This is a genomic window from Glycomyces tarimensis (genome assembly GCF_054776215.1).
In genome coordinates this window covers 607,394-633,161 of sequence record NZ_BAAHCB010000005.1, presented here as the reverse complement: position 1 = coordinate 633,161, position 25,768 = coordinate 607,394, and the positions used below count along the sequence as shown (strand labels likewise).

The following is a 25,768-nucleotide window of genomic DNA, read 5'->3' as shown; positions in this document are numbered from 1 at the left end:
TCACGTCGGGTCGAGCAGCCGCAGGTCCGGAGGGACGAGCGTGCGGGTGTGCAGCAGCTCGGTGATGAGATTGTGGTTCAGCATGTTCCCCACCGGCTCGCCGAGCTCGTCGCGCGTCAGGCCCGGCACGCCGGCCTTCGACAGGCGCTTGCGCACGGCGACCACCAGATGCTCGACCTTCTTGGGCTTCCAGCCCGCGTCCGGATCGATCTCGGCGAGGTGTTCGGCCGCCTGGCGCCACGCCAGAGGCTGGGGATAGGACTCGCGCATGAGGTAGCGCCGGCCGAGCGCGACGAGCGCGAGCCGCTCGATCGGCGCGAGCTTCCACGGCTTGTCTCGCAGGGTCGACGCGTTCGGCGCTGGCGCGGGCACCTGCCCGTCCTCCCCCGTCACGTACAGCTCCAGCAGGTGCTCGCGGCGACGCGAGCCGCGGATGAACAGCGGCGTGTAGCCGTGTTCGAGCGGCACCGGCTCGTCCTCGGGGAACAGCAGGGTCGAGCCGGGCAGCTGGAGGGCCAGGTGCCCGATGTTCGCGACCCACCAGTGGTCGCCGCGGCGCGTGACCAGGCCGTGGCTGCGGCTGACGCGCCGGTCGTCCTCGCCGACGCAGACGTGCACCTCCGGCCGATTGCGTCCGAACAGGACCGATCGGCCCTCCCGGGGCCGGAAGCGGACGCCGCCCGAGACCGAGAGCGCGTAGATCGTGCCGGGGATCGGGTCGGGCACGCCGAACGCCAGGCTGTCGTGCCGCGGCCCCAGCGGTTCGACGCCGTCCAACTGCCGGATGTCACTCATGTCGACCTCCAAGTCCCTCCTCGCGATCAGCGTCGCACAGGCTCGCGGGACCCCTCCCGAGCGTTTCGGCGTACAACGGACGCGGCAGCCCCATGATCGAGGAGACACCCGTGAAACGCAATGCGCATCTGCTCGCCGTCTCGGCCGCGGCCGTGCTCGCCTCGGCCGCGTGCGGCGCCGGCGAGGAGCCCGAGTCCGACGCCTCGCCCACGGGGGGCGAGGCGTCGACTTCGCAGTCGGTGTCGCCCTCGCCGACCGAGGAGGCGCTCGAAGCGCTCGACGGGACCGACTACGAGTCCTGTTACGACGGCGACTGCGAGGTCATCGTCTCGGAGGGCACCACGTTCGAGCTCGATCCCGCTTTCGGGATCGACACGATGACGATCACCGGTTTCGACCGGTTCACTCCGGAGGGCGGCGGCACCGCGGTCGATCGGGTGATGTTCGAGGCCACCGGCAGCGGCTTCCTCTCGATGACGCTTCCGGTGGAGGGCAGCGGGCGCTTGCAGGGCACGCTGCTGGTCAGGGCCTTGGCGATCAGCGACGGCGAGGCCGTCCTGCTGCTGGAACCGGTGGCGTGACGTCTCAAGCCGACGGCAGCGCGGCCGCGATCGGCTCGGCGAAGTCGATCGCCATGTCGCACAGCTCGTCGATCGGCTCGTCGCCCTCGATGTAGACGCGCACGAGCTCGGCGGTGATGGTGCCGTCGCCGTCGACGCTGGGCTCTTGGCGGTTGACCACGCTCACCAGGCACGAGCCCTCGGCCCAGCGGTCGCCCTGGACGAACGCCTCCCGCCCGGCGAGCTCGACCGGCTCCCCCTCTTCGCCCGCGACCAGGGGTTCGCTGCGCTGGAACAGCACTCGCAGGAAGTCGTCGCTGGTGGTGCTGTTCCAGCGGCAGTCCCACTCGGCGAAGCTGACGACGGGGTGGTTGGCGTCGACGCCCGGGAAGCGCTCGAGTGCCGCGTCGTCGAGCAGCTCGCAAGCGCTGAGCCCGATGAGCGAACCGGGGTCCGGCTCGCCCTCGCGCCTGGGGATCGGCCCCTCCTCGAGGACGGCCAGCGCGCCGTCCACGGCGGTGTCCGCCATGGCGCACAGGTCAACCGATCCGCCCCACATCTGCTCGGCGTCGATCGAGACGATGTGCTCCCCGTCCGGCAGTATCAGCGTCCGGTCGCACTCCTCGGGCATGTCCTCATCGGACCGCACCACGCCGATCTGTCCGACCACCTCGGCCTCGCCGTCCGGCGGCTGCGTGGTGCTCCTGTAGATCTCGAGCTCGACGTCGACCTCGCTGGCGTCCGGGACGTCCACGAACACGTCGCAGCTGTTGAACTCGCCTTCGTCGGTGTCGAGCTTGGCCTCGCCGAACGCCGCGAGCGCCTCCGCGTCGAGCAGCGCGCAGGGGTCGGCGGTGGCCGGGTCGCCGACGAAGTCGGTGGTGAGCACGCTCTCGCGGCCCTGCACGGGGTCGTCGGGCCGGTCCCGGTCCTCGCCCAGGGCGGCCCAGATTCCGGCGGCGAGGAACGCCAGGGCGGCCACGGCGGCGGCCAGGGCTCGGGAGTGCGGCCGCCGCGGGCGGGGTCCCGCGCCGATGTCGGGCTCGCCGCACAGCTCCGCGAAGGACTTGCGGGCCTGGCCGGGGGTGGGTCGGCGTCTGGGGTCCTTGTCGAGCAGCCGCATCAGGACCGGCGTCATCGCCCCGGCCCGTTTCGGCTCGTCGACCTCCTCGGTGGCGGTGCGCCACAGCAGCGCGTGGGCGTTGTCCTCGCCGAACGGGGAAGCGCCCTCCATCGCGGCGTACAGGGTCGCGCCCAGGGAGAACACGTCGGAGGCCGCCGTGAACCTGCCGCCGCGCACGACTTCGGGCGCGACGTAGCCGGGCGTGCCGGTGACCGCCCCGGTGCCGGTCAGCGTGGCCACGGCGTGAACGTTGCGGGAGATGCCGAAGTCGGCGAGTTTGGCGAAGCCCTGGTCGGTGACGAGGATGTTGGCAGGCTTGATGTCCCGGTGCATGACGCCGATGGCGTGCACCGCCTCCAGGCCCCCGGCGAGCTGGGCGCCGTAGCGCGCCGCCTCCGCGGGCGGGATGGTCCCGAGGTCCGCGAGGGAGCGGCCCGGCACGTACTCCATGACGATCCACCAGTCGCCGTCGTCCTCGACGGCGTCGTAGACCGTGACCACGTTGGGGTGGTTGACGCTCGCGAGCGTCCCGGCTTCGCGCCGGATGCGTCCGGGCGCACCGGCGTCGCCGCCGTGCAGGGCGCGTTTCAAGGCCACCGGCCGATCGTCCAACTGCGGGTCCACTGCCCGCCACACCTCACCGTGGCCGCCCGAACCCAACCGTTCTTCCAGCCGATACCGGCCGCCCACTACCTGCCCGGCGCGCAACTGACTCTCCGCTCGCTTGAAGCACCCGACTCCTGCCGGTGCGTCATCGCGGTCCACATTAATGCAACGAGCCCAGGCGAAGGTGCGGCGTTCACCGGTGGTCGCGCCAGGAGTGGACGGGGTCGTAGCCGAGGAGGCGGCGGGCCTTCTCGATCGACAGGAGCGTCTCGTGGCCCTCGACGGGGCGGCGCAGCTCCAGTTCCGGGTAGTACTCCTTGACCAGGTCCATCGTTGGCGTGGTCATGACCGTGTCCGGGGAGGCGATCACGAAGACCTCCTTGCCGGCGCCCTCGCGCTCCAGGCCGAGCCGGACGGCCTGGGCGCCGTCGCGGGCGTCGATGTACGACCACAGGTTCCATTTGCGCAGCGCCGGGTCGTCGTTGAAGCCGGGGAAGACGTCGTAGTCCTCGGGGTACATGACGTTCGAGAATCGCAGGCCGGTGGCCTTGAGCTCGGGGTCCCAGCGGCACATTTGCCCGACCATGGTCTCCTCCATGGTCTTGACCAGCGAATACGTCGACTCAGGGCGTGGCTCGTACTCCTCGTCGACCGGCAGGTACGGCGGGGGCGTCTCGAACGGCAGGCCGAGCACGGTCTCGCTGGAGGCCCACACGACGTTCGTGATGCCGGCCAGGCGCGCGGCCTGGAAGACGTTGAAGGTCGTCAGCATGTTGTTGCGGAAGGTCGCGGCGTTCGCCCGCAGGCCCGGGGCGGGGATGGCCGCGAGGTGCACGAGCGCGTCGACGCGGTCGTAGCGGTCGTCGATGCCCGTCAGCGCCTCGACGGCCTGGCCGTAGTCGGTGAGGTCGACCTCGGTGAACGGCGCGAGCCCGTCCGGGGAGGGGGCGCGGTCGAGGTTGACGACGTGCCGGCCGTGTTCGACCAGGTCGCGCACCACCGCCCGCCCCAGCTTGCCGCTCCCGCCGGTCACCGCCACGCGATTCGCCATGGGGTCTTCCCTCCGATCGTTCGGTCTCCGTCGCTTGGAAGCCTAGGACTTGGAGCGCACTCCAAGTCAAGGAGCCACGTCATTCGTATCGGGGCGCCCGTGGCAGCATCGGGGGCATGATGCCCGCCCTACGAATCGGCCCGGCCGAGATCATCGCGCTCACCGACGCCGAAGGCCCGTTCTTCAGCGACCGTGCCGACGCGTTCCCCACCGCCACCACGCAGCAGTGGCGGGCCGCGGACGAGTTCGACCCCGGCGCGGTCACCGCCGACGGCCGCTGGTGGCTCCAGTTCCGGGCCTACGCCGTCAGGATCGAGGGCCGCGTGACGCTGGTCGACGCGGGCATCGGCCCGGCCGGCAGCCCCGCCGCGGGCTGGGCGCCCGTGCCGGGGCGGTTGCCCGAACAGCTCGAGGCCGCGGGCATCGCCGCGAACGAGGTGGACCACGTCATCCTCACGCATTTGCACACCGATCACGTCGGCTGGGCGGTCGTGGGCGAGGGCGAGCCGTACTTCGCCGGAGCGCGATATCTCTTGCAGCGGACCGAGATGGACGCCGTCGACCGGCTCAACCCCGCGCTGCGGGACGTGCTGCTCGCGCCGCTCCAGCGCACGGGGCAGCTCGAGCTGCTCGACGGCGAGAGCCGTCTGGGCCCGCACCTCCAGGCGGTCCCCACGCCGGGGCACACGCCGGGGCACCAGAGCGTCCTGCTCGAAGCGGGACGCGAGCTCGCGGCGATCACCGGGGACCTGCTGGCCCACGCGATCCAGCTGCTCCACCCCGAGTTGCCCTACGTCCACGAGACCGACCCCGCGGTGGCCCGGGCCTCGCGAGAGGCACTGCTGCGCCGCGTGGCCGGGGCGGGCGGCGCACTGGCCACGCCGCACCTGAGCGAGCCGTTCGTGCGGGCGGGAAGCGGCGGCTCTTGACAGCGGATGGTGTATCGGTAAAGTAACCGGTGCCGTATCGATACAGCCTCCGAATCGCCATCGCTCCCAGGAAGGCACCCATGCCGAACCGCACCGTCCCAGCCGTGATCAATGTGGACCTCGAAGGCCCGCGCATCAACCGCCACGTGTACGGCCACTTCGCCGAGCACCTCGGCCGGTGCGTCTACGGCGGCTTCTACGTCGGCGAGGACTCGGACCTGCCCAACGAGGGCGGCATCCGCCTCGACGTCGTCGAGGCCCTGCGGGCCCTGAACATTCCGAACCTGCGCTGGCCCGGGGGATGCTTCGCCGACGAGTACCACTGGAGGGACGGCATCGGGCCGAAGGACGAGCGCGCGGTCATGATCAACACCCACTGGGGCGGCGTGGAGGAGAACAACCACTTCGGCACCCACGAGTTCATGGCGCTGTGCGAACTGCTCGGCGCCGAGCCGTACATCTCTGGCAACGTCGGCTCCGGCACCGTCAGGGAGATGAGCGAGTGGGTCGAGTACCTCACCCGCGAGGGCGACTCCCCGATGGTCCGCCTGCGCAAGGCCAACGGCCGCGAGGAGCCCTGGAAGGTCCGCTTCTGGGGCCTGGGCAACGAGACGTGGGGGTGCGGCGGCAACATGAGCGCCGAGCACTACGCGAACGAGGCCCGCCGCTACGCGACCTACTGCCGCGACTACGGCGACAACAAGCTCTACCGCATCGCCGCCGGCGCGGCCGACTTCAGCTACGAGTGGACCGAGACGCTCATGAAGCAGCTGAGCCACCTCGGCTGCCAGCGCGTCGAGCGCCCGCTCTACCAGGCGGTGTCGGTGCACTACTACACGATCGCCGGCACCTGGGCCGACAAAGGCTCGGCGACGGTGTTCGGCACCGACGACTACTACACCACGATGCTCAAGGCCGCCCGCACCGACGAGCTGCTCACCGGTCACGCGAACGTCATGGACTGCTACGACCCCCACAAGGAGATCGGGATCGTCCTCGACGAGTGGGGCACCTGGTGGGACGTCGAACCGGGCACCAACCCCGGCTTTCTGTACCAGCAGAACACGCTCCGGGACGCCCTGGTCGCGAGCCTGCACTTCGACATCTTCCACAGGCACGCCGACCGGCTCGTCATGGCGAACATCGCGCAGACGGTGAACGTGCTCCAGGCGATGATCCTCACCGACCCCGACTCGGGCGCGCTCGTGCTCACGCCCACCTACCACGTGTTCGAGATGAACAAGGGCCACCAGGACGCCGCGAGCCTGCGCGTCGACACGCCCGCCGGGCTCCCGAGCCGCGCCGTCGGCGACGCCGAGCTCGCGACCGTGTCGGTGTCGGCGAGCCGCAAGGACGGGCGACTGCTCGTCTCGCTGTCCAATCTGGATGCCGATGAGGCGGCCGACGTGGACATCGATCTGCGCGGCGGCTCGGTCGCCGACGTCACCGCGCGCCTGCTCACCGCCGGGGCGCTCCAGGACCACAACACGCCCGAGACGCCCGAGGCCGTCGCGCCGCGCGCCCACGAGGCCGAGGCCGCCGACGGCCGCCTGCGCGTGCACGTCCCCGCGCACTCCTTCGTCACCGTGGAGGGGCGCATCGCATGACCCGCGCCGGGCGGCGCGCAGTGCCGAGGCGGGCTCGCGTACCGCGGGCTGCGTCGGCACTGAGTACAGTGTCCGCGTGGTGAACGCGCACCCGGTTCAGCGAGCGAGGAGCGGCGCATGGTGACGATGAGCGACGTGGCGCGGCTCGCCGGGGTCTCCAAGATGACGGTCTCGAACGTCGTCAACGGCCGCGCGGGGGTCAGCGAGCCGGTGCGCCGCCGCGTCATGGAGGCCATCCGCGCCTCCGGCTACCGCGTGAACGTCTCGGCCCGGACGCTGAAGTCGGGTCGGACCGGCGTCATCGGCTTGGCCGTGCCGCGCGTCAACGACGCCTACTTCGGCGTCCTGGCCGAGCAGGTGATCGAGCGGGCGCGCCGGCGCGGCTTCCACGTCGCGATCGAGCAGACCGGCGCGGCCGCCGAGGGCGAGTACGAGGCCATCGCGCATTCGCACACGCTCCAGTTCGACGGCCTGATCCTCAGCGCGGTCGGCCTGGACCCGAAGGACCAGCGACTGCCCGGCGGGGACTTCCCGATCGTGCTGCTCGGCGAGCGCGACTTCGAGGGCGCCTTCGACCACGTCGCGATGCCGAACGAGGAGGGCACGAAGGCGGCCGTCGAGCACCTCATCGAGCGCGGGTGCCGCAGGATCGCGCTCGTGACCGGCGGCGACCTCAGCGGCGTCAACGTCGTGACCCGCCGCCGCGAGGGCTACCTCGAGGCGCTGCGCGAGCACGGCCTGGAGGCCGATCCGGCGCTGTACGAGCCGCTGGACCCGTGGAGCGCCGCGGGCGGGCGCGACGCGGCCCACCGCCTGGTCGACTCGGGACGCGAGTTCGACGGCGTGGTCGCGGTGACCGACACCGTCGCGTTCGGTCTGCTGCGCGGCTTCGCCGACCGGGGCGTGCGGGTGCCCGAGGACGTCCGCGTCATCGGCTTCGACGACATCCGCGACGCCGAGTTCACGGTCCCCTCGCTGTCCACAGTCGCCCCCGACCACCTGTGGATGGCCGCCAAGGCGGTCGAGCTGGCGACCGCCCGCATCGAGGACCCGACGCGGCCGACCGGCGTGCACACCGCGCCGTTCGCGCTGCGCGTGCGCGAGTCCACGGCCTGAGAGGCCCGTCACCGCATGCGGCCACCGTGAGGCCTCGCATCCCGGTACCGTCGCGTTACGGTAAACCCGCACACGCATAACAGGTCTGGAGGTCGGGCGCATGGGCATGTTCAGCCGGCTCGCGGACTGGTGGCGGCGCCCCCCGCCGAAGGCGACCGACGAGCGGCCCGAACGCGAAGTCTCCGTCCGCACCGCCAAGCGATCGCGGCCCCGCCGGCCCAGACTCGTACCCACGGAGGCAGAGGCCGCGGATCGCGACGCGGCCGGCGAGGAGCGCACCGGCCCTACGCTCGTCGACAACGCGGTCTACGCCGACGGCGAGCGGATCGAACCGGAATCGTTGGAGCAGACCTACGAGATGGTGCGCGAGCGGCGCGGCATGGGCTGGATCGGGCTCTACCGGCCCGACAAGGCGGCCGTCGAGTCGATCGCCGCCGAGTTCGGCATGCACGAGCTGGCCGTCGAGGACGCCTTGGAGGCCCACCAGCGGCCCAAGCTCGAACGCTACGGCGAGACGCTGTTCGTGGTGCTGCGCCCGGCCCGCTACGTCGACCCGATCGAGGTCGTCGACGTCGGCGAGCTGCACGTGTTCCTCGGCAACGACTTCGTCGTCACCATCCGCCACTCCGAGACCCCGGACCTGCGCGACGTGCGTCGCCGCCTCGAATCGGAGCCGGAGCTGCTCGGCCTCGGCCCCGAGGCGGTCCTGTACGCGATCTTGGACCAGATCGTCGACGACTACGCGCCGGTGCTCCGGGGCCTGGCCATCGACCTCGACGAGATCGAGACGCAGGTCTTCGACGGCGACTTCGAGGTCTCGCGGCGCATCTACCAGCTCGGCCGCGAGGTCATCGAGTTCCGGCGCGCCGTCGAGCCGCTGCTGGACCTGATCGCGTCTTTGCGGTCGGGCTTCGAGAAGTACAAGGTGGACCTGGAGCTCCAGCGGCTGCTGCGCGACGTCGAGGACCACACGGTGCGCGTCTCCGAGAAGCTGGACTCCTTCCGGGAGCTGCTCAGCACCATGCTGACGGTGAACGCCGCCGTCGTCGGCCAACGCCAGAACCAAGAGATGCAGCGGCTCAGCGAGGCGAGCCTGTCGCAGAACGAGGAGGTCAAGAAGATCTCGGCGTGGGCGGCGATCCTGTTCGCGCCGACGCTGGTGGGCACGGTCTACGGCATGAACTTCGACCACATGCCCGAGACGCATTGGGCGTGGGGCTATCCGTTCTCGCTGGTGCTCATGGCGTCGGTGTCGGTCTCGCTGTATCTGGTGATGAAGTGGCGGCGCTGGCTGTAGGAGCGTGGGGGCGTAGCGGCGGCAAGAGTGCGTGGGTGTTGCGCCCGGGGAGACCGGCAATGGAACTTATGGGGGCGGCGGGAACGGTGTTGGTTGTGGTTGCGCTGCACTAAAGGCGTCAGCGACGGAGAGGTGGGTCGTCTGATGCGGTTGGGTTTGCGGGCTGTCGGGAGGGCGTGTGGCGCTGGCCGGAGTGGCGGATTTTGTCCGGGTTGTCTTGCAGGGCAAGGATTCTCGTCGTCCTGGGTGGCGGAAACGTGAGTGTTTTCCCACCCTAATGGGTGATGACAGGGCGTCTGTGACCTGGGAGAATAGAGGTATAGCACGAACCGACGGAAACAGCAGGTTCGTACGAGACCTCAAGGATCGAGGGAGGTGTCAGATGGCCAAGACGAGCATGAAGCCCAGCAGGACCGAGCGGACCGAGCGCGCCAAGGTCATCCACACCACGCTCGATGACGCAGCCGCCACCATCAATGCCCTCCACGCTCGGGTCCTGTCCGAGGTGATCGAGGCGAAAGCGTGGAATATCCACCGCGACTGCGATGGCTTCTCGGCCTTGCGGGAGTGGCTGGTGTCGACCTTCGACTTCCACCTGCGCGTCGCGGCCGACCTGGCCGCGATCGCCCGCACCGCAGGTAAGTTCCAGGTGTTGGCCGAGACGGCGACGTCGGCTCGGGCGCGGATCGACCGGGTCGCGGCAGCCGTGCGCCGCCTGGACGCCACCAAGGCCCTCCGCGTGTACGCCCGCACCCCCTACCAGGAGCCGGTCCCCTCCCCGTTCGACGCGGACACCCGCTGCCCCACCCCTGAGCATTTGATCGCGCAGTACTGCATCCACGCCACCGTCAAAGACGTGCACGCCCAACTCGACGAACTCCAAGCCGCCCTCGACTCCGGTGAGGAGCTGTTGGACGGGCTCGGGCAGCAGTCCCTCCAACGCCTGGATCTAGTCGAGACTGAGAATGGCATGTTCGTCCTCACCGGGCTCCTGTCGGCCGACACCGGGAAGCTGTTCGCCAAGCTCCTGACCACCGCCGTGCCCCCGCCCCGGCAGGACGAAGTCGACCAGGACGGGACGCTGCCGCCTGCGGCGAACCGCCGCGCTGAGGCGTTCCACCAGATGGTCGCGGCCCATGGCGCCGACCCGAACGCGGCCAAGCGGCACGGGCACACCGCCATCCTGCACCTGTCGGTCGACATCGAAACGTTGGCCGGGGAGGACACCGGACGCGTCGCCACCTTGGAAGGCGACCCCATCTCCCTCGGGAAGGCCCGCCTGCTCGCCTGCGAGGGCCTCGTGATCCCCAACGTGTTCAACTACCGCACCGGTGAAGCGATCGAGCTCGGCCGCGCCCTGCGCCTGCCCAACAGCGCCCTGCGGCGGAAGCTGGAACTCGAGCAGCCCGGCGGGTGCGCCTGGACCGGTTGTCTCGCACCGGTGCAGTGGACCGAAGCCCACCACATCCGCCACTGGGCGAATGGTGGGCCGACAGTAGCCGAGAACCTGATCCTGCTGTGCCGGTTCCACCACGGCCGCACCCACACCCCCGGCTGGACCATCACCAAAACCGGACCCGGCAAAGCCCTGATCGTCCACCACGACGGACACGAGGACACCGACCCCGACCTCACATGCGGCTGCGCCGACTGGCGCACCGACACCGACCTGGATCTGGGCTTCGCCGACGACATCGCGAACGCCTTCCCCACCGGCCTGTATCCCGAGGAATGGTCGGAGGCACTGAAACCTGACCTCGAAGCGGCTGCCGAGCGGGCCGAGACCGCGCAGGTCATGGCCGCCGCGAAAGCCGCCCGCACGAAACTGCGAGCACGGTTCACGACATCGGCACCCCAACCCGCGACCGCACCCGAACCGGCTTCAGCACCGGCACCCGAACCGGAACCGGGACAGGGATACGAGACTTCGACACCACTCACTGAACCGAGGTGGACTCACGACCTCGTCAGCGCCGCACCGGCACCCGACTACGGACCGCCGCCGTTCTTAACCCGCCCGCTGCGGGAGGCCGTGGCGGGGAAGACACCTCATAGGTCGCCAGCTCGAAACCGGAAACGGCTTCGAGCACATCCCCATGCCCGGAGCCCGAACCGGCACACCAACCGCCCAGGCGGCCGCCACGAGCCGCCGCCGAACCGGTCCCAAGACCACCCCTGCACGGCCCCACCGGCCACCTCCGCGTCGAACGACCACCTCGCCCCGACTGCCACCGCTTTTGTCGCCGCCTTGGCGCAGAACAACCATGCACAGCACTGTTCCCGCCCAACGCACCGGCGACCATTTCCGGGCTCCCCCGGGCTTGCCCTGCCCCCACGGCTCCCACCCCGGACCCCAACACCGGCCACCCCGCCACCTCGTCATCGCCGCCGCCTTTGGCGCAGAACGACCATGCACGACACTGAGCCCGCCAACGCCCCCACGGCCATTGCCGGGCTCAGCGGGCGATCGCTGCGTCGTTCCGGCTCAGCCGCGCGTCATGCGGCGGACCGCGAGCTCGGCGAGGAGCGCCGCTCCGTCGGCGAGGACGCTGTCGTCGAAGGCGGCCCGCGGCGAGTGGTTGGCCGCCGCGCGCTCGGGGTCGCCGGTCGCGCAGGCGCCGAGGAACAGATAGCTGCCGGGCACCGCGGCCAGCACGCGCGAGTAGTCCTCCGAACCCATGACCGGCTCGGGCATCTCGACGTAGCGCTCGGCGCCGAACACGTCGGCGACGGTCTCGGCGACGAAGCGGGCCTCGACCGAGTCGTTGACGGTGGCCGGGTACTCGCTGTCGTAGCGGACCTCGGCCTTGAGCCCGTGCGCGGTGGCGATGTCGTGGCACAGCTTCACGGCATGTTCGGCCATCTGCTCAGCGGCCTCGACGGAGAAGGTGCGGACGGTGGCCTCGATGACCGCTTCGTCGGGGATGATGTTGCGCCTGGTCCCGGCGTGGAGGCTGCCGACGGTGACGACGACCGGCTCGAAGGCGCTGAAGCGGCGGGTGACGAGCGTCTGGAGCGCGGTGACGATCTCGGCGGCGGCCGGGACGGGGTCGAGTGCCTTGTGCGGGCGCGAGCCGTGGCCGCCGGCGCCGACGACGCGCACGAACAGCCCGTCGGAGGCGGCCATCATCGGGCCCGGCCTGGTGGTGAAGACGCCGCGAGGGACCATGTCGGAGGCGACGTGGAGCCCGTAGGCGGCGTCGGCGGGCCGCCCGGCGGCCTCCAGGACGCCTTCGGCGATCATGTGGGCCGCGCCGTCGAAGCCCTCCTCACCGGGCTGGAACATGAAGACGATGTCGCCGGCGAGATCGTCCTTGTGGGCGCTGAGCAGGCGGGCGGCGCCGACGAGTCCGGCAGTGTGCAGGTCGTGGCCGCAGGCGTGCATGACGCCGTCGTGGCCGGAGATGTAGTCGGCGTCGGATTCCTCGGCGACGGGAAGAGCGTCCATGTCGCCGCGCAGCAGGACGACCGGGCCGCTCTTGCCGCCGCGCAGGACGGCCGTGACGGAGCTCGTGCTGCGGCCGGTGGTGATCTCCAGCGGCAGTCCTTCGAGGGCGGCCAGGACCGCGGCCTGGGTCTTGGGCAGCTCGAGCCCGATCTCGGGGATGCGGTGCAGCTCGCGGCGCAGCGCGATCAGCTCGGATTCGATGGCAGCGGCCTCTTCACGCAGGTTCATGCGCTCTCCTGGGCGTCGTCGATCTGGCGGGGGTGCGGGTTCGGGCCGCACGCCGTAATACTGCCACGGGCACGGGCCGGCGGAATCTAGCCGACGGGCTCGGCGACCTTCGGCTTACGGGCTGCCGGCGAGCACACGAGCGCGACCGCGACCAGTGCGAGCACGGCGTAGAACGCGCCGCGCAGGCCGACCTCCTCGCCGAGCAGGCCGATGAGCGGCGGGCCGATGAGGAATGCGACGTAGCCGATGGTGGCGACCGCCGCGACGTTCGCGGTGGCGTTCTCGGGGTCGTCGGCGGCGGCGGACATGCCGACCGGGAAGCCCAGCGAGGCGCCCAGGCCCCACAGGACGACGCCGGCGATGGCGAACGGCGCGGTCGGGCCGATGATCACCAGCAGCAGGCCCGCGAAGGCGAGCAGCGCCGAACCGGTCAAGACCGGGACGCGGCCGTACCGGTCGAGGACGGCGCCGCCGCAGACGCGCCCGACGGTCATCGCGGTGACGAACACGGCGAAGACGGCCGCGCCGCCGGGGTTGCTCAGGCCGTAGCCGTCGACCATGGCCAGGCCGAGCCAGTCGTTCGCGGTGCCTTCGGTGAAGGCCATGCCCAGGACGATGAGCCCGATGAGCAGGATCCGCGGGTCGGTCCACGAGTTCAGACGGGAGCGCCATCCGGCGGCCTCGCTCTCGCTCGTGCGGGGCTCCTCGGCCGGTTGCAGGAATCGGACGATGTACAGGTCGACGAGGACCACCGCGGCACCGATGGCCCCGAGGTGGACGCCGACGGGGATGCCGAGCAACTCGGTGAGCGCGCCGCAACCGGCGCCGAGCATGGTGCCGAGGCTGAACGCGGCGTGGAACAGCGGCATGAGGGTCCTGCCGATCCGGCGCTCGTTGGCCGCGCCGGAGAGGTTCATGGCCACGTCGAGGATCGCGTTGCCCGCGCCGAGGACCGCCATGGCGGCCATGAGGACCCAGTAGTCGGGGGCGAGCCAGGCGATGAGCCCGGCCGCGCCGAGCCCGATCGCGGAGAAGGCGAGGAACCATCGGATCGCGCTGGTGGCGCCGAGGTGGGAGATGACGTGGCTGGAGGCGAGCATGCCGAGCATCGCGCCCACGGCGATGCCGAGGATGAGCAGGCCCATCTCGCGGGTGGAGGCGCCGAGGATGTCGCGGATGTTGGGGACGCGGGCGGCCCAGTTGGCGAACACGAAGCCCGACAGCGCGAAGACGACGAGCACGGCGTTGCGCCAGCGGGCGAGGACGGGGTCGACGCGGGCGGGCTCGGCCACGGCGGAGTGGGTCACGGCAATCCAATCGAACGGCGGGGTCGGGCCTCTGCTGCCGGTTTCGAGCCCCGACCAGCATGCATCCGCGGCAAGCGGTCTGCCAACTGGTTTCTCGGATGCGAGCCGCGCTCGTCACTGTGATCATTGTCGGATGCGCCCGCTGGGGCACGGCTACACCGACCGCCGCCGCGGGGAGCCGAGCGGCGCCGAGGCGCACCGGTGGGCGGAGCGCACGGCGGTCTGGCGGGCGTGCTCGCCTATGCGGCTCCGTCGCTCTCGGCCCAGACGACCGCCTCATCGCGCGAATCGAAGCGGTGCCAGCCGACGGGCTCGGCGCCGTCGAGGACGCGGTCGAGCGCGCCGCCGACCACGGCGACGCGGTGGCCGCGGGCGGCCAGCCGCTCCAGCGCGGTGGCGACCAGGCGCACGGCCACCGGCTCGGTCCGCACCACCGCCGAGAGGTCGAACACGAGCCGGGCCCGCGCGGGTCCGACCGCCTCGTCCATGGAGTTGAGGAGGCGCTCGGCGACACCGAAGTCCAGCACGCCCTGGGCGGCGACGATGCCGATCCGTCCGGAGTGGTCTTCGATCGAGGGACCGGCGGTCTCGGCGTGGCGCATGAGGTGCAGGCCGAAGCGGTCGGCGAGGGTCCGCAGCGCCGCCACCCCGCGCACGGAGTTGCCCGCGGGGTCGATCCGGGGGCTGTAGGCGGCGACGCCGAACCGCGCCGGACTGGCCGCCATGACGATGCCCGAGACGCCGCTCTTGGCGGGCAGGCCGACGCGGACCAGCCATTCGCCCGAGGAGTTGTACATGCCGCACGTGGCCATGACCGACAGGACCTGCGTCGCCACCTCGGCGGGGACGACCGGCGTCCCCGTGGCGGGATTGACGCCGTCGTTGGCGAGCGTGGCGGCCATGAGCGCGACGTCGGCGGCGGTGGCGCGCACCGAGCACTGCCGGAAGTAGGTGTCGACGGCGGCGTGGACCTCGCCGGGCAGCGACCCGGCCGAGCGCATGAGATAGGCCAGCGCGCGGTTGCGGTCGCCGGTGAGCGACTCGGAGGCGTAGACCGATTCGTCGACGTCGAGCGATCGCCCGGCGAAGCGGGAGAGGCCCACGAGGATGCGCTCGAAGCGATCTGCGAGATCGCTCCCGCTCATCAGGGCGGTCGTGACGATCGCCCCGGCGTTGATCATGGGGTTGGCGGGGCGGCCGGTGTCGGGTTCGAGCCGGATGCTGTTGAACGCCTCGCCGCTCGGTTCCGTGCCCACCCAGCGCGACACCTCGTCCAGGCCGTGCTCGGCGAGCACGAGGGCATACACGAACGGCTTGGAGACCGACTGGAGCGTGAAGCCGGCGTCGACGTCCCCGGCGGCGTACCGGCGCCCGTCGACGCTCGCCAGCGCGATGCCGAACCGCTCGGGTTCGGCGAGCGCGAGCTGCGGGATGTAGTCGGCGACCGCTCCGCCGTCGCGCGGTTCGAACGTCGCGCGCACCGATTCGAGGGCGTTCGTGATCACTTCGGTGCCGACGTCCACATAGCACCCCTCTCGGTCGGCGCGGAACTCATTGAGAGCAAGTCTAGGCAGTCGACCGCATATGTGTACAGGGCTCGCGAAACGGCGGGAACGGCCGCAGGGCCGTTCCCGCCGCGTCAGGCGGTGCGCGTCAGCGGCCGATGCGGCCGTAGCCCTTCCTGGTCACGCTGACGACCGAGGGGCGCGGCATGGTGCCGGCCCCGTCGGGCCACTGCGAGGCCGGGACCTCGGCGCTGGCGCCGTCGACCTCGCCCGGGTGCTGCACGGCGACCAGGACCCGCCGGTCCTCGATGATGGGGCCGCAGGTCTCCGCGCCGGTCGGGACGGTGAGGAACTGCTTGACCTGCCCGCGCTTCGAGCCGTCCAGGGCGACGCCGAACAGGCCGTCGTGCGTGCCGAGCGCGTTGCCGTCGGTGGAGATCCACAGGTTGCCGTGCGGGTCGAACGCGACGTTGTCGGGGCAGGAGATCGGGCTGACCTGGTCCTTGGGGAAGCCGCCGTAGTAGGTGGCGGGGTCCTCGGGGTCGCCGCACACCAGCAGCAGGTTCCAGGAGAACTTCTTGGAGGTCGGGTCGTTCCGGTGCTCGACGATCTCGACGACCTGGCCGTGCCGGTTGCTGCTGCGCGGGTTGGCCTCGTCCGCGGCGGGCCGGCCCTCGGTGCCGCGCTGGGAGTTGTTGGTCAAGGCGAGGTAGACCTTGCCGGTGACCGGGTTCGGCTCGACGTCCTCGGGGCGGTCCATCTTGGTCGCGCCGACCTTGTCGGCCGCCAGCCGGGTGTAGACGTAGACCTCGTCGGCGCTCATGCCGTCCACGAAGGACTCGTTGCCGCCGGCCAGGGGGATCCACTCGCCCGAGCCGTCGAAGGCGCCGTCGGAGGGCAGCGCCCCCGAGCCGTCGATCTGCTCGGCCGGGCTGTCGCCGGCGAACTTGGCGACGTAGAGCGTGCCCTCGTCGAGCAGCTTGCTGTTGTGCTGCTTCGCGTGCCGGCTCTTGCCGTGCTTCATCTTGTGCTTGGAGACGAACTTGTAGAAGTAGTCGAAGCGCTCGTCGTCGCCCATGTAGACGACGACGCGGCCGTCACGGGTCAGGCGCGGGCCGGCGCCCTCGTGCTTGAAGCGGCCCAGCGCGGTGCGCTTCTTCGGCGTCGAGTCGGGGTCGTAGGGGTCGATCTCGACGATCCAGCCGTGCCGGTTGACCTCGTTGGGTTCGGCCGCGATGTCGAAGCGGGAGTCGAACTGCTCCCACTTGCGGCCGCTCGCGCCGCCGGAAAGGCCGTAACGGCTCAGCTTGGCCTTGGCGTCGGGGTCGGTCACCGTATCGGCGCCCGCGAAGTACTGGTTGAAGTTCTCCTCGCCGGAGAGGATCGTGCCCCAGGGAGTGGTGCCGCCGGCGCAGTTGTTGAGGGTGCCCAGGACGGTCGTGCCGCTCGGGTCGGCGCTGGTCTTGAGCAGCTCGCTCCCGGCGGCCGGTCCGGTGAGCTCGAACTCGCTGGTGACGGTGAGGCGCCGGTTGAGGCGGTGGCCGACGACGGGCTCGAGCGCGCCGGAGCGGCGGTCCTCGTCGAGGACGACGACGGAGAGGCCGTGTGCGGCCCAGGCGATCTCGATCTGCTCCTGGGTCGGGTTGTCCCCGTCGTAGCCGAAGAACATGAGCTCTTCGTCGGTGTATTCGTGGTTGGCCACCAGGACGCGCCGGCGCCACTCCCCCGGCAGGCCCAGCAGCGCCAGGTAGTCGCAGTTGTAGCCGAACTGCCCGGCCTGCGCCTCGGGCGTCTGGTCCTCGGGGTCGAAGTCGGGGGCGCCCTCCAGGATCGGGTCGCCCCAGCGGATCACGACCTGCTGCTCGTAGCCCGAGGGGATGGTGACGGCGTCGTCGGTGTTGGGCGCCACCGGCTCGAAGTCGAGGCCGCGCGGGCCCTTCCAGCCGTGGGCGTGGGCGGGGGCGGTCCGGGAGGAGGCGGCGGCGGGGGCCGCCAGCGCCCCCGCGGCGCCGGCGGACACCGAGGCCACGACGCCGGCGCGGAAGAGCGAGCGGCGCGAGACGGCGCTGGCGATGAGATCGGTGAGGTAGGGGTTGTCCGACGTGTTCGGCACGGGGTGACTGCACGCGTTGCCGCACCGGTATTCGCAGGTCATGGCGGAGCGACCGCCTTCGTGCGCGGTGAGCAGCGGCAGTTTCAGCCGGTTGGCGGATGAGCGGGGACGCATGGCAGCTCCAAAACGAGTCCAACAGAAGCAGGGTCGCCGACCCGTGGGGCAGGGGTGGTCGAATCGGCGCCTCTCGCCTCCGGAACCTATGCCGGGAATTCGACCGGTTCCACCAACGAAAAGTGAACAGGCGGCGAATGGACGCCGGCGGTCCCGGCAGTGGTCTTCCCGTTCGCCGCCCGAGCCGTCAGCGCCTGCGCGGCTCGGCCCGTTCGTACTGCGGCGCGACCGTGTAGGACTCGCCGAGCTCGCGGGCGGCCTGGCGCGGCCAGTACGGGTTGCGCAGCAGTTCCCGGCCGATGGCGACGGCGTCGGCCTCGCCGTCCGCGAGGATCTTCTCGGCCTGCTCGGGCTCGGTGATCAGGCCGGCCGCGGCGGTGGGCAGGCCCGTCTCCCGGCGCACGCGCGCGGCGAACGGGACCTGGTAGTTCGGCCCTGACGGAATGGAGGCGTCCGGCAGGTTCCCGCCGCTGGAGACGTCCAGCAGGTCCACGCCGCGGTCCCTCAGGACGGCGGCGAGGCGGACGGTGTCGTCGGCGGTCCAGCCGTCGGGCTCGATCCAGTCGGTGGCCGAGACGCGGAAGAACACCGGCGTCTGTTCGCCGACGACCTCGCGGACGGCGTCGACGACCTCCAGGGGCAGTCGGGTGCGGTTCTCGAAGGACCCGCCGTATTCGTCCTCGCGCCGGTTCGAGACGGGTGAGAGGAACTCGTGGAGGAGGTAGCCGTGCGCGGAGTGCACCTCGACGACCTCGTAGCCGGCGGCGAGGGCGCGGCGGGCGGCCTCCGCGAACGCCTCCACCACGCCGTGGACCTCCGCGGTGCTCAGCGCGTGCGGCACGGGCATCACGCCGTCGAAGGAGACTGCGCTCGGGGCGACGGCCTCCCAGCCGCCCTCGTCCTGGGCGAGCGGCCTGCCGCCGAGGAACTCGATGTCGGTGCTGCCCTTGCGGCCGGCGTGGGCGAGCTGGAGGCCGGGCACGACACCGTGGCGGCGCATGAACGAGGTCAGGCGGCGGTGGCCCTCGACCTGGGTGTCGTTCCAGATGCCGAGGTCGGCCGCGCTGATGCGGCCTTCGGGGACGACGGCGGTGGCCTCCACGAGGATGAGGCCGGGGCCGCCCAGGGCGCGCGAGGCGTAGTGCTGGAGGTGCCAGTCGTTCGGCGCGCTGGTCTGCGGCCCGGAGACGTCGGCGCTGTACTGGCACATGGGGGCCATCCAGATCCGGTTCGGGATGGTCGTCCCGCGCATGGTGAGGGGCGCGAACAGGTGGCTGATCATCGGTGGTTCCGTTCTCTCATTCGTCGAAGCTCGCGGAGCGGATCGTCGGCGGCGGGGGCGCGGCCGCCGAGCACGGGCTCGGTGCCCGTGCATTCTCCCTCATCACGGTGCCTTGCCGCCAACACGTCAGCGCGGGAGCGATCCATGTCCCCCGCCGCGACGGCGTCCGGTTCCGTCCCGCCGGCGACATCGCCCCCGGCTCATGCCGCCGCACCGCCCGTGGTCGGACTCGGCGGCATCTGGCCGTTCGAGCGGGCCCGGGCGGCGATGGCGGCCCTGTCGGAGACGTCGAGCTCGCGCTGCACGTTTCACCGGATGGGGCTGCACCGTTCCGGCGCTGATCAACGGCTCGGCGCCGATCTCGGCATTGGTCAGGCCTCGCGCCACGAGCCTCGCCGCTTCGAGTTCCCTTCCGCCCAGCGCCGCTTCAAGGCCGCCATCGCCTACCACCGCCGCGAGGCGTGTGCCGCGTGCGGCAGGGGCCGGGACGAGCGAACGACCCGGTCGGCGCGGGATCTTCCGGGTTCTAACGTATCGAAACCGGTGTTATCGTTAGAGGATGCCCGCGTTGATCCATCCCGATGAGCCGGTCGCGGTCCGCCTGATGAACACGATCTGGGCGGACCGGTCCGGCCTGCACGACGACCTGGCGTCGACCGGCGGGCTCCGCGAGTGGCTCTCGGCCACCGGCGACGCGGTGGAGGGCCCGATCGGGCGGACGGATCTCGAGCGCTTCCGCCGGCTGCGGGACGCGCTGCGGCGACTGGCCGCCTTCCAGACCGACGACACCCGGGTGGCCGCGGCTTCGCCGACACCCGAGGTCACGCAGGCCGTCGCCGATGTGAACGAGGCCGTCGCCCAGGCGCCGACGTGGCCGCTGCTCGCCCTCCGCGACGGCGAGCTCCGGCGCCGATCAGGCGGCAAGGCCGAGCTGCCCGCGCGCCGCCTCTCGGCCCTTGCCGCGCAAGCTGTCGAGCTGTTCACCGGTGGCGAGGGCAGCAAGCTGCGCGCCTGCTACGCGCCCGGCTGCGTACTGTACTTCGTCAAGGACCACCCGCGCCGCGAGTGGTGCTCGGGAGGCTGCGGGAACCGCGCCCGCGCGGCACGGCACTACGCGCGCCACCGCGAAGCGCAGCAGCGCTAGCGCCCGCGCTCGGCGTGCCCGCGCGGCCTCCTCGCCGAGAGCCGAGGCGCGAGCCGTCGCTCGCACGCCTTACCTTCCCGGGGTTCGCTCCGGTTCGCCCCGCCGACGCCGTGGCACGCCTTGTCCGCTGTAGGCCGAGTCACACAATTTCTAATGGATGTAATTGTTACATCCATTAGATCGTCGTGCTAGCTTGACACTAACGGAATAACCGTTAGAACGATCGAGGTCGGCGTCCGCCGCCTCGGCACGACGACATCGGAGGACCCCCATGGGCACAGCACCGCTCCAGACCGGCCACATCGGATTGAACGTGACCGATCTGTCCCGATCGATCGCCTTCTACCGACGGGTCTTCGAACTCGATCTGCTCGCCGAGCAGGCGGACGGCGACAAGCGGTACGCGTTCCTGGGCTATGACGGGGCCCTCGTGGTCACCCTGTGGCAGCAGAGCACGGGTGCCTTCCTCTCGGACCGCCCCGGACTGCACCACCTGGCATTCCAGGCGCCCGACATCGAGGCCGTGCGCAAGGCCGAGGACACCCTCAAGGAGCTCGGCGCCGATCTGTTCCACGACGGGATCGTCCCCCACGGCGAGGGCGCCTCCTCCGGCGGCGTGTTCTTCGCCGACCCGGACGGCACCCGCCTGGAGATCTACGCGCCCGCCGGCGCCGAGACCGCGCCGGCCCCGAGCGCTGGCGCCCCCACCTGCGGCTTCTTCTAGGACGGGCCCAGGGCCGATCGATCGCCGGTCACGAGCCGCCGTGCGGCCCGTGACCGCCGGAAAGGAGCTTCCCCATGTACCACCCAGGCGAACGCGAGGTGCAGTCGCGGGCGGGAGTGCACGCCGAACGCTGGGGTTCGTCCGGCGTCGACGCGGCCATCCCGCCGATTGCCGCCGCCTTCCTCGAACAGCAGCGGATCATCGTGATCGGCGCCGCCGACGACGCCGGCGCGATGTGGGCGACCGCCCTGACCGGGCCGGCCGGTTTCGTAGCGCCCGCCGACGAGCGCACCGTCGTCACCGATCGAGTGCCGGCGGGAGACGACCCGCTGGCCGGCCTGTTCGACTCCGACCGCGACATCGGGATGCTGGCCATCGAGCCCTCCACCCGGCGGCGGATGCGGATCAACGGCACCGCCCGCCGCTCGGGCGAGCGCCTGGAGATCCGCACCGAACAGGTCTATTCGAACTGTCCGAAGTACCTCCAGACCAGGACCGTCCACGACGACCACCCGGCGCCCGGACCCGCCACCGGCCGCGAAAGCGACACACTCACCGACGAGCAGCGGCGCTGGATCGCCGCCGCCGACACCTTCTTCATCGCCACCCGCGCGCCCGGCCTGGGCGCCGACGCCTCCCACCGCGGCGGCAACCGCGGGTTCGTGACCGTCTCGGGCGACCGGCGGCTGACCTGGCCCGACTACGTCGGCAACGCCATGTACATGACGCTGGGCAACCTGGCGCTCGACCAGCGGTGCGGCCTGCTGTTCATCGACTGGGAGCGCGGGAGCGCCCTGCACCTGACCGGCCGGGCCCGCGTCGACTGGGACGAGCGCCGCGCCGCATCGGTGCCCGGGGCGCAGCGGCTGATCGACTTCGACCTCGACCGGGCCGTCCAGATCGACGGCGCGATCCCGCTGCGCTGGTCGTTCGAGCGGTACTCGAGATTCAACCCTTCATGAGAGGAACCACCATGCACCTCTTCGTCGACATGTCCCGCTGCGAGACCCATGCGCAGTGCGTCTTCGCCGCGCCCGAGGTCTTCGCCCTGGACGACGACGATGCGCTCGTCTACGAGCCCGAACCCTCCCAGGAGCGGCGGGCCGAGATCGAGCAGGCCGCGCGCGCCTGCCCGGTCCAGGCGATCTTCCTCGACGGCGACCGGCCGTGAAGCGCATCGCCATCGTCGGCGCGGGCCTGGCCGGGCTTTCGGCCGGCCGAGAGCTGCGCCGGCTCGGCTTCGAGGGCGAACTCACCGTGGTCGGCGACGAGCCGCACGGGCCCTATCGGCGGCCCCCGCTGTCGAAGGCGTTCCTGGCCGGCCGGGGCGAGGTCGACCTGCGCGGGCGCGACGAGCTCGATGCGACCTGGCTGCTGGGCCAGGCGGCCACCGGCCTCGATCTCGCTTCCCGGCGAGTGCTGCGAGGCCCGTCCCGAGCGGTCGACTTCGACGGCCTGGTGATCGCGACCGGCATGCGCGCCAGAACGCTGCCGGGCGCGTTCACCTTGCGCGGCATCGACGACGCCCGGCGGCTCCGGACCGCGCTCGCCGCCGGCCCCGCCGTCGTCGTGGCGGGCGCCGGGTTCATCGGCTGCGAGATCGCCTCGACCGTCCGGTCGATGGGTCTGCCGGTCACCCTGGTCGCGCCCGATCCGGTGCCGCTGCACCGGCCCCTCGGCGCGGCGGTCGGCGCGATCGCCGCGGAGCTTCTGCGGGCCCGCGGCGTCGACCTGCGGCTCGGCCGCCGCGTCACCGGCGTCCGCGGGACCGACCGCGTCGAACGCGTCCACCTCGACGACGGCGCGACGATCCCGGCCGATCTGGTGGTCGCCGCGGCCGGCGCCGTGCCGCAGACCGAGTGGCTCCGCGGCTCGGGCCTGCGCGCCCGCGACGGCGTCGCCGTCGGCGGCGACGGACTCGCCGCGCCGGGCGTGGCCGCCGCCGGCGATGTCGCCGCTCGGCCCCATCCGCTGTTCCCCGGGCGGCGGCTCCGAATCGAGCACTACGCCAACGCCGCAGAGCAGGGCGCGCGAGCGGCCCGAGCGCTGCTCGATCCGGGCCAGGTGCCCGCGCTGGTCCCGTCGTTCTGGTCCGACCTCGACGGCGTCCGGCTGCAATCCATCGGCTTCACCGGCGCCGAATACGAGGTGCGCCTGGTCGAGCGCGAACCGGACCACCGATTCGTGGCCGAGTACCGCCACGCCGGCCGCCTGGTCGGCGCGGCGGTCGCCGGCTTCGCCGGAGCCCTGCCCCGATACCGACGACTGATCATCCAGGAGGTCTCATGACACGCCCACCGCTCCCGCCGTTCACCGCCGAAACCGCCCGCCGCAAGGTCCAGGCCGCCGAGGACGCCTGGAATACCCGCGACCCGCATCGCGTGGCGCAGGCGTACACGCCCGATTCGCTGTGGCGCAACCGCGACGTCTTCGTCAACGGCCGCGACGAGATCGTCGGCTTCCTGACCCGCAAGTGGGAACGGGAACTCGACTACGCGCTGCGCAAGGAGCTCTGGGCCTTCACCGACGACCGGATCGCCGTGCGGTTCCAATACGAGTGGCACGACGCGAACGGGCAGTGGTGGCGCAGCTACGGCAACGAGCAGTGGGAATTCGACGCCGAAGGACTGATGCGGCGCCGCGAGGCCAGCATCAACGACGTCCGGATCGGGCACGGCGAGCGGCGGGTCTTCGGGCCGCGCCCCGAATCCGAGCACGGCCGGTCCATCCCGCTGGCCTGATTCCGAAGGCGGCAGCCCGGCGGGCCGCGCGCCCGCCGGGCGAGGTCGTGCTGCTCCACCTCCCGGACCGCGGTGCCAGGCCGATCACACGGGACGACCGGTCGCTCGCCCGCCGGCGGCGTTCCGTTCGATGATGTGGAAACGCACGGGAGCGGACTCGAACCGCGATCGCGGCAAGGCCCGCTCCCGCCGCCCGTGTCCGCAATCCCGTTCCAGGACGGCGACCGCCGAGCCGGTCCCGCTGGGGCGACCCCAGTTGGAGGTATTGAATGAGCGTCGCACTCGTGTCCGGGGCTTCCCGCGGTCTCGGGGCCGTCATCGCCCGACGGCTCGCCGCCGACGGCTTCGCCGTCGCGGTCAACTACGCCTCGAGTCGATCGGTCGCCGAACAAGTCGTCGCCGACATCCGCGAAGCCGGCGGCACCGCCGAGGCCTTCGGCGCCGACGTCACCGACGAAGCGGGCGTGCGCGACCTCGTCGAGCGCGTCCGCACCGCGCTGGGACCGGTCGGCGTCCTGGTGGCCAACGCGACCGGCCCGCAGCCGGAAATGCCGCTCGACCACGTCACCTGGCGCGACCACCTCGACCAACTGGAGTTCTTCGTCAAGAGCCCCACCCTGCTGCTCCAGGCCGTACTGCCCGACATGCGCGCGGCCGGGAAGGGCCGGGTGATCCAGATCGGCTCCGACGTCTTCGAACGCGCGCTGCCGGGCATGTCGGCCTACACGGCGGCGAAGGGCGCGCAGTGGGGCCTCACCCGCACCTGGGCGCGCGAACTCGGCGGCGACGGCATCACCGTCAACCTCGTGGCGCCGGGCTGGGTGCCCGTCGAACGACACGGCGACCTCACGGACGCCGACCTCGCGGGCTACGTCGCCGAGGTCCCGATGGGCCGCATCGGCAAGCCCGCCGACGTGGCCTCCGCGGTCGCCTACCTCGCCTCCGACGCCGCGGGCTTCATCACAGGACAGCGCCTGACCGTCAACGGCGGCCACAACATGGACTGACCGCTCGCAGCCGGACGGACAGGCGCCGGAGCGCACCAGGCGGCAACGGTAGGGTGCTGGGCATGCGTTTGGTTGTCGCTCGTTGCTCGGTTGACTACACGGGCTAAGCGACTATCTGCCATGGAAAGTGGAAGGCCGACGAGCACTGTATCGATTACTCTGCCGAGTTCCGCAACTCCGGAGGTTGCTCGAGGTTCTGCTGCCGCTTCTTCTGTTCCGACTTGAGGCGGTGGACCTCCTCGACGAATTCCTCAAGCCGTTCAGCTTCTGTTGCGAACCGCTTGTATCTGCCCACGCCCACTTCTACAGCCTCCCATTCCTGCTCGATTGCATCGGCAGTCTGTTGAAGGTAGAAGCTGCGTTCCTTGTACTTGAAATATCCCATGAAGCCGCTGGAGATGCCGACCAAGAACGTCATGCCGAGCAGGGCCCATCGGACGATCGAGAACTGAGCAGCTATACCAGCTGTACCCGTGGCAGCCAACGATCCAATGATCACGACCCCTTGGAGCGTATTGTTGATGCTCCTGTATCGCTTGCTCTCCGTTCGGAGTTCATCGATATCCGAGTAGGCGTCCTCCTTGTAGGCTGTCCTCCGGATCGAGATGTCAATGCTGGCATCAGCGAGCTGCTGCTTCCGCTCTTCGCGGATCTGCGAAACCTGTAGTTCCAGGTCGCCTTCGCTGGTCCTGCTTCGGTTGCCGAACAACGCGTCGAAGAATACCTGCCAGCCGTCTCGATCATCCTTCCCGCTGGGATACACCACCGGGCCACCGGGGGATCGCTTCAACCTGAACGAGGCGATTGAGAACCCGAGCACCACCGGGATGATAGGGATGGTTACCGCGATCTTGACCGTCTCGCTGATAACGGGGATCCACCACATCGTGTAAAGCAGGATGATCATGACAGGACCGAACACTAGCGAGATGTTCGACCAGCGCCTGCGGGACTGAGCGACCCTAAGGTGGTGCTCAGTTACCCTAAGATGATGGCTCATTCTGAGCAGGGCAGCTCGCTCGTGTATTCCTTCAGTAGTCGACATCTGGCTCCTCCGCCAAGTTGCTAAGC

At 70.9% G+C, this 25,768-nt stretch carries 22 protein-coding genes and 1 pseudogene; 13 read left to right on the top strand and 10 right to left on the bottom strand.

The window, feature by feature from the left end:
* Nucleotides 1-795, bottom strand: a complete 795-nt coding sequence (locus tag ACYVK3_RS08380; protein WP_460496820.1) for an FHA domain-containing protein — start codon at nucleotides 793-795, stop codon at nucleotides 1-3.
* Between the two features lie 110 nt (nucleotides 796-905).
* Between ACYVK3_RS08380 and ACYVK3_RS08375 the strand changes: the two genes are divergently transcribed.
* Entirely contained in the window at nucleotides 906-1,376 is a 471-nt protein-coding gene (locus tag ACYVK3_RS08375) for a hypothetical protein (protein WP_460496819.1), read from the top strand.
* A 4-nt stretch (nucleotides 1,377-1,380) separates the two neighbouring features.
* Here ACYVK3_RS08375 and ACYVK3_RS08370 read toward each other — a convergent pair whose 3' ends face one another.
* Nucleotides 1,381-3,168: a serine/threonine-protein kinase gene (locus tag ACYVK3_RS08370; RefSeq protein ID WP_460496986.1), complete on the bottom strand. Its 1,788-nt coding sequence runs from the start codon at nucleotides 3,166-3,168 to the stop codon at nucleotides 1,381-1,383.
* Between the two features lie 109 nt (nucleotides 3,169-3,277).
* Nucleotides 3,278-4,135: an NAD-dependent epimerase/dehydratase family protein gene (locus ACYVK3_RS08365; protein ID WP_460496818.1), complete on the bottom strand. Its 858-nt coding sequence runs from the start codon at nucleotides 4,133-4,135 to the stop codon at nucleotides 3,278-3,280.
* 116 nt (nucleotides 4,136-4,251) lie between these two features.
* Between ACYVK3_RS08365 and ACYVK3_RS08360 the strand changes: the two genes are divergently transcribed.
* The 4 genes from ACYVK3_RS08360 to ACYVK3_RS08345 all read left to right on the top strand — a co-directional run bounded on the left by ACYVK3_RS08360 (nucleotide 4,252) and on the right by ACYVK3_RS08345 (nucleotide 9,084).
* Nucleotides 4,252-5,064 carry an MBL fold metallo-hydrolase gene (locus ACYVK3_RS08360; protein ID WP_460496817.1) on the top strand — a complete coding sequence of 271 codons (813 nt, stop codon included), beginning with the start codon at nucleotides 4,252-4,254 and terminating at the stop codon, nucleotides 5,062-5,064.
* Nucleotides 5,065-5,144: 80 nt separating this feature from the next.
* Nucleotides 5,145-6,671 (top strand): alpha-N-arabinofuranosidase, encoded by a 1,527-nt coding sequence (locus tag ACYVK3_RS08355; protein WP_460496816.1) that lies wholly within the window; start codon nucleotides 5,145-5,147, stop codon nucleotides 6,669-6,671.
* A gap of 117 nt (nucleotides 6,672-6,788) precedes the next feature.
* Entirely contained in the window at nucleotides 6,789-7,787 is a 999-nt protein-coding gene (locus ACYVK3_RS08350; protein WP_460496815.1) for a LacI family DNA-binding transcriptional regulator, read from the top strand.
* Nucleotides 7,788-7,893: 106 nt separating this feature from the next.
* A complete protein-coding gene (locus tag ACYVK3_RS08345; RefSeq protein WP_460496985.1) occupies nucleotides 7,894-9,084 on the top strand; it encodes a magnesium and cobalt transport protein CorA in 1,191 nt (396 codons plus the stop codon).
* Nucleotides 9,085-9,358: 274 nt separating this feature from the next.
* On the opposite strand, the gene ACYVK3_RS08340 is transcribed toward ACYVK3_RS08345, so the two are convergent.
* Complete coding sequence (locus ACYVK3_RS08340; RefSeq protein WP_460496814.1) at nucleotides 9,359-10,024, bottom strand: hypothetical protein; 666 nt, start codon at nucleotides 10,022-10,024, stop codon at nucleotides 9,359-9,361.
* Nucleotides 10,025-10,054: 30 nt separating this feature from the next.
* Between ACYVK3_RS08340 and ACYVK3_RS08335 the strand changes: the two are divergent.
* Nucleotides 10,055-10,564, top strand: a pseudogene (locus tag ACYVK3_RS08335) (DUF222 domain-containing protein); the annotation flags it as partial.
* Nucleotides 10,565-11,569: 1,005 nt separating this feature from the next.
* Here ACYVK3_RS08335 and ACYVK3_RS08330 read toward each other — a convergent pair.
* The 5 genes from ACYVK3_RS08330 to ACYVK3_RS08310 all read right to left on the bottom strand — a co-directional run bounded on the left by ACYVK3_RS08330 (nucleotide 11,570) and on the right by ACYVK3_RS08310 (nucleotide 19,078).
* Nucleotides 11,570-12,760, bottom strand: coding sequence for a M20 metallopeptidase family protein (locus ACYVK3_RS08330; protein ID WP_460496813.1), 1,191 nt, complete (start codon nucleotides 12,758-12,760; stop codon nucleotides 11,570-11,572).
* Nucleotides 12,761-12,846: 86 nt separating this feature from the next.
* Nucleotides 12,847-14,067 carry an MFS transporter gene (locus tag ACYVK3_RS08325; RefSeq protein ID WP_460496812.1) on the bottom strand — a complete coding sequence of 407 codons (1,221 nt, stop codon included), beginning with the start codon at nucleotides 14,065-14,067 and terminating at the stop codon, nucleotides 12,847-12,849.
* Between the two features lie 239 nt (nucleotides 14,068-14,306).
* On the bottom strand, nucleotides 14,307-15,590 hold the full coding sequence (glsA, locus tag ACYVK3_RS08320; protein ID WP_460496811.1) for a glutaminase A: 1,284 nt from the start codon (nucleotides 15,588-15,590) through the stop codon (nucleotides 14,307-14,309).
* A 130-nt stretch (nucleotides 15,591-15,720) separates the two neighbouring features.
* Nucleotides 15,721-17,799, bottom strand: a complete 2,079-nt coding sequence (locus ACYVK3_RS08315; protein ID WP_460496810.1) for a PhoX family protein — start codon at nucleotides 17,797-17,799, stop codon at nucleotides 15,721-15,723.
* A gap of 187 nt (nucleotides 17,800-17,986) precedes the next feature.
* Nucleotides 17,987-19,078 carry an NADH:flavin oxidoreductase/NADH oxidase gene (locus tag ACYVK3_RS08310; RefSeq protein ID WP_460496984.1) on the bottom strand — a complete coding sequence of 364 codons (1,092 nt, stop codon included), beginning with the start codon at nucleotides 19,076-19,078 and terminating at the stop codon, nucleotides 17,987-17,989.
* 562 nt (nucleotides 19,079-19,640) lie between these two features.
* On the opposite strand from ACYVK3_RS08310, the gene ACYVK3_RS08305 reads away from it, so the two are divergent.
* The 7 genes from ACYVK3_RS08305 to ACYVK3_RS08275 all read left to right on the top strand — a co-directional run bounded on the left by ACYVK3_RS08305 (nucleotide 19,641) and on the right by ACYVK3_RS08275 (nucleotide 24,697).
* Nucleotides 19,641-20,225, top strand: a complete 585-nt coding sequence (locus ACYVK3_RS08305) for a CGNR zinc finger domain-containing protein (protein WP_460496809.1) — start codon at nucleotides 19,641-19,643, stop codon at nucleotides 20,223-20,225.
* Between the two features lie 271 nt (nucleotides 20,226-20,496).
* A complete protein-coding gene (locus ACYVK3_RS08300; RefSeq protein ID WP_460496808.1) occupies nucleotides 20,497-20,949 on the top strand; it encodes a VOC family protein in 453 nt (150 codons plus the stop codon).
* 74 nt (nucleotides 20,950-21,023) lie between these two features.
* The gene (locus tag ACYVK3_RS08295; RefSeq protein ID WP_460496807.1) at nucleotides 21,024-21,911 is read left to right on the top strand and encodes a pyridoxamine 5'-phosphate oxidase family protein; all 888 of its coding nucleotides are present in this window, start codon (nucleotides 21,024-21,026) and stop codon (nucleotides 21,909-21,911) included.
* Nucleotides 21,912-21,922: 11 nt separating this feature from the next.
* Nucleotides 21,923-22,120 (top strand): ferredoxin, encoded by a 198-nt coding sequence (locus ACYVK3_RS08290; protein ID WP_460496806.1) that lies wholly within the window; start codon nucleotides 21,923-21,925, stop codon nucleotides 22,118-22,120.
* Complete coding sequence (locus ACYVK3_RS08285; protein WP_460496805.1) at nucleotides 22,117-23,238, top strand: NAD(P)/FAD-dependent oxidoreductase; 1,122 nt, start codon at nucleotides 22,117-22,119, stop codon at nucleotides 23,236-23,238. The genes ACYVK3_RS08290 and ACYVK3_RS08285 overlap by 4 nt, the downstream gene beginning before the upstream one ends.
* The gene (locus tag ACYVK3_RS08280; protein WP_460496804.1) at nucleotides 23,235-23,690 is read left to right on the top strand and encodes a nuclear transport factor 2 family protein; all 456 of its coding nucleotides are present in this window, start codon (nucleotides 23,235-23,237) and stop codon (nucleotides 23,688-23,690) included. Before ACYVK3_RS08285 ends, ACYVK3_RS08280 begins: the two co-directional genes overlap by 4 nt.
* 269 nt (nucleotides 23,691-23,959) lie before the next feature.
* The gene (locus ACYVK3_RS08275) at nucleotides 23,960-24,697 is read left to right on the top strand and encodes a Rossmann-fold NAD(P)-binding domain-containing protein (RefSeq protein ID WP_460496803.1); all 738 of its coding nucleotides are present in this window, start codon (nucleotides 23,960-23,962) and stop codon (nucleotides 24,695-24,697) included.
* 154 nt (nucleotides 24,698-24,851) lie between these two features.
* On the opposite strand, the gene ACYVK3_RS08270 is transcribed toward ACYVK3_RS08275, so the two are convergent.
* Nucleotides 24,852-25,742: an SLATT domain-containing protein gene (locus tag ACYVK3_RS08270; protein WP_460496802.1), complete on the bottom strand. Its 891-nt coding sequence runs from the start codon at nucleotides 25,740-25,742 to the stop codon at nucleotides 24,852-24,854.
* Nucleotides 25,743-25,768: the final 26 nt, after the last annotated feature.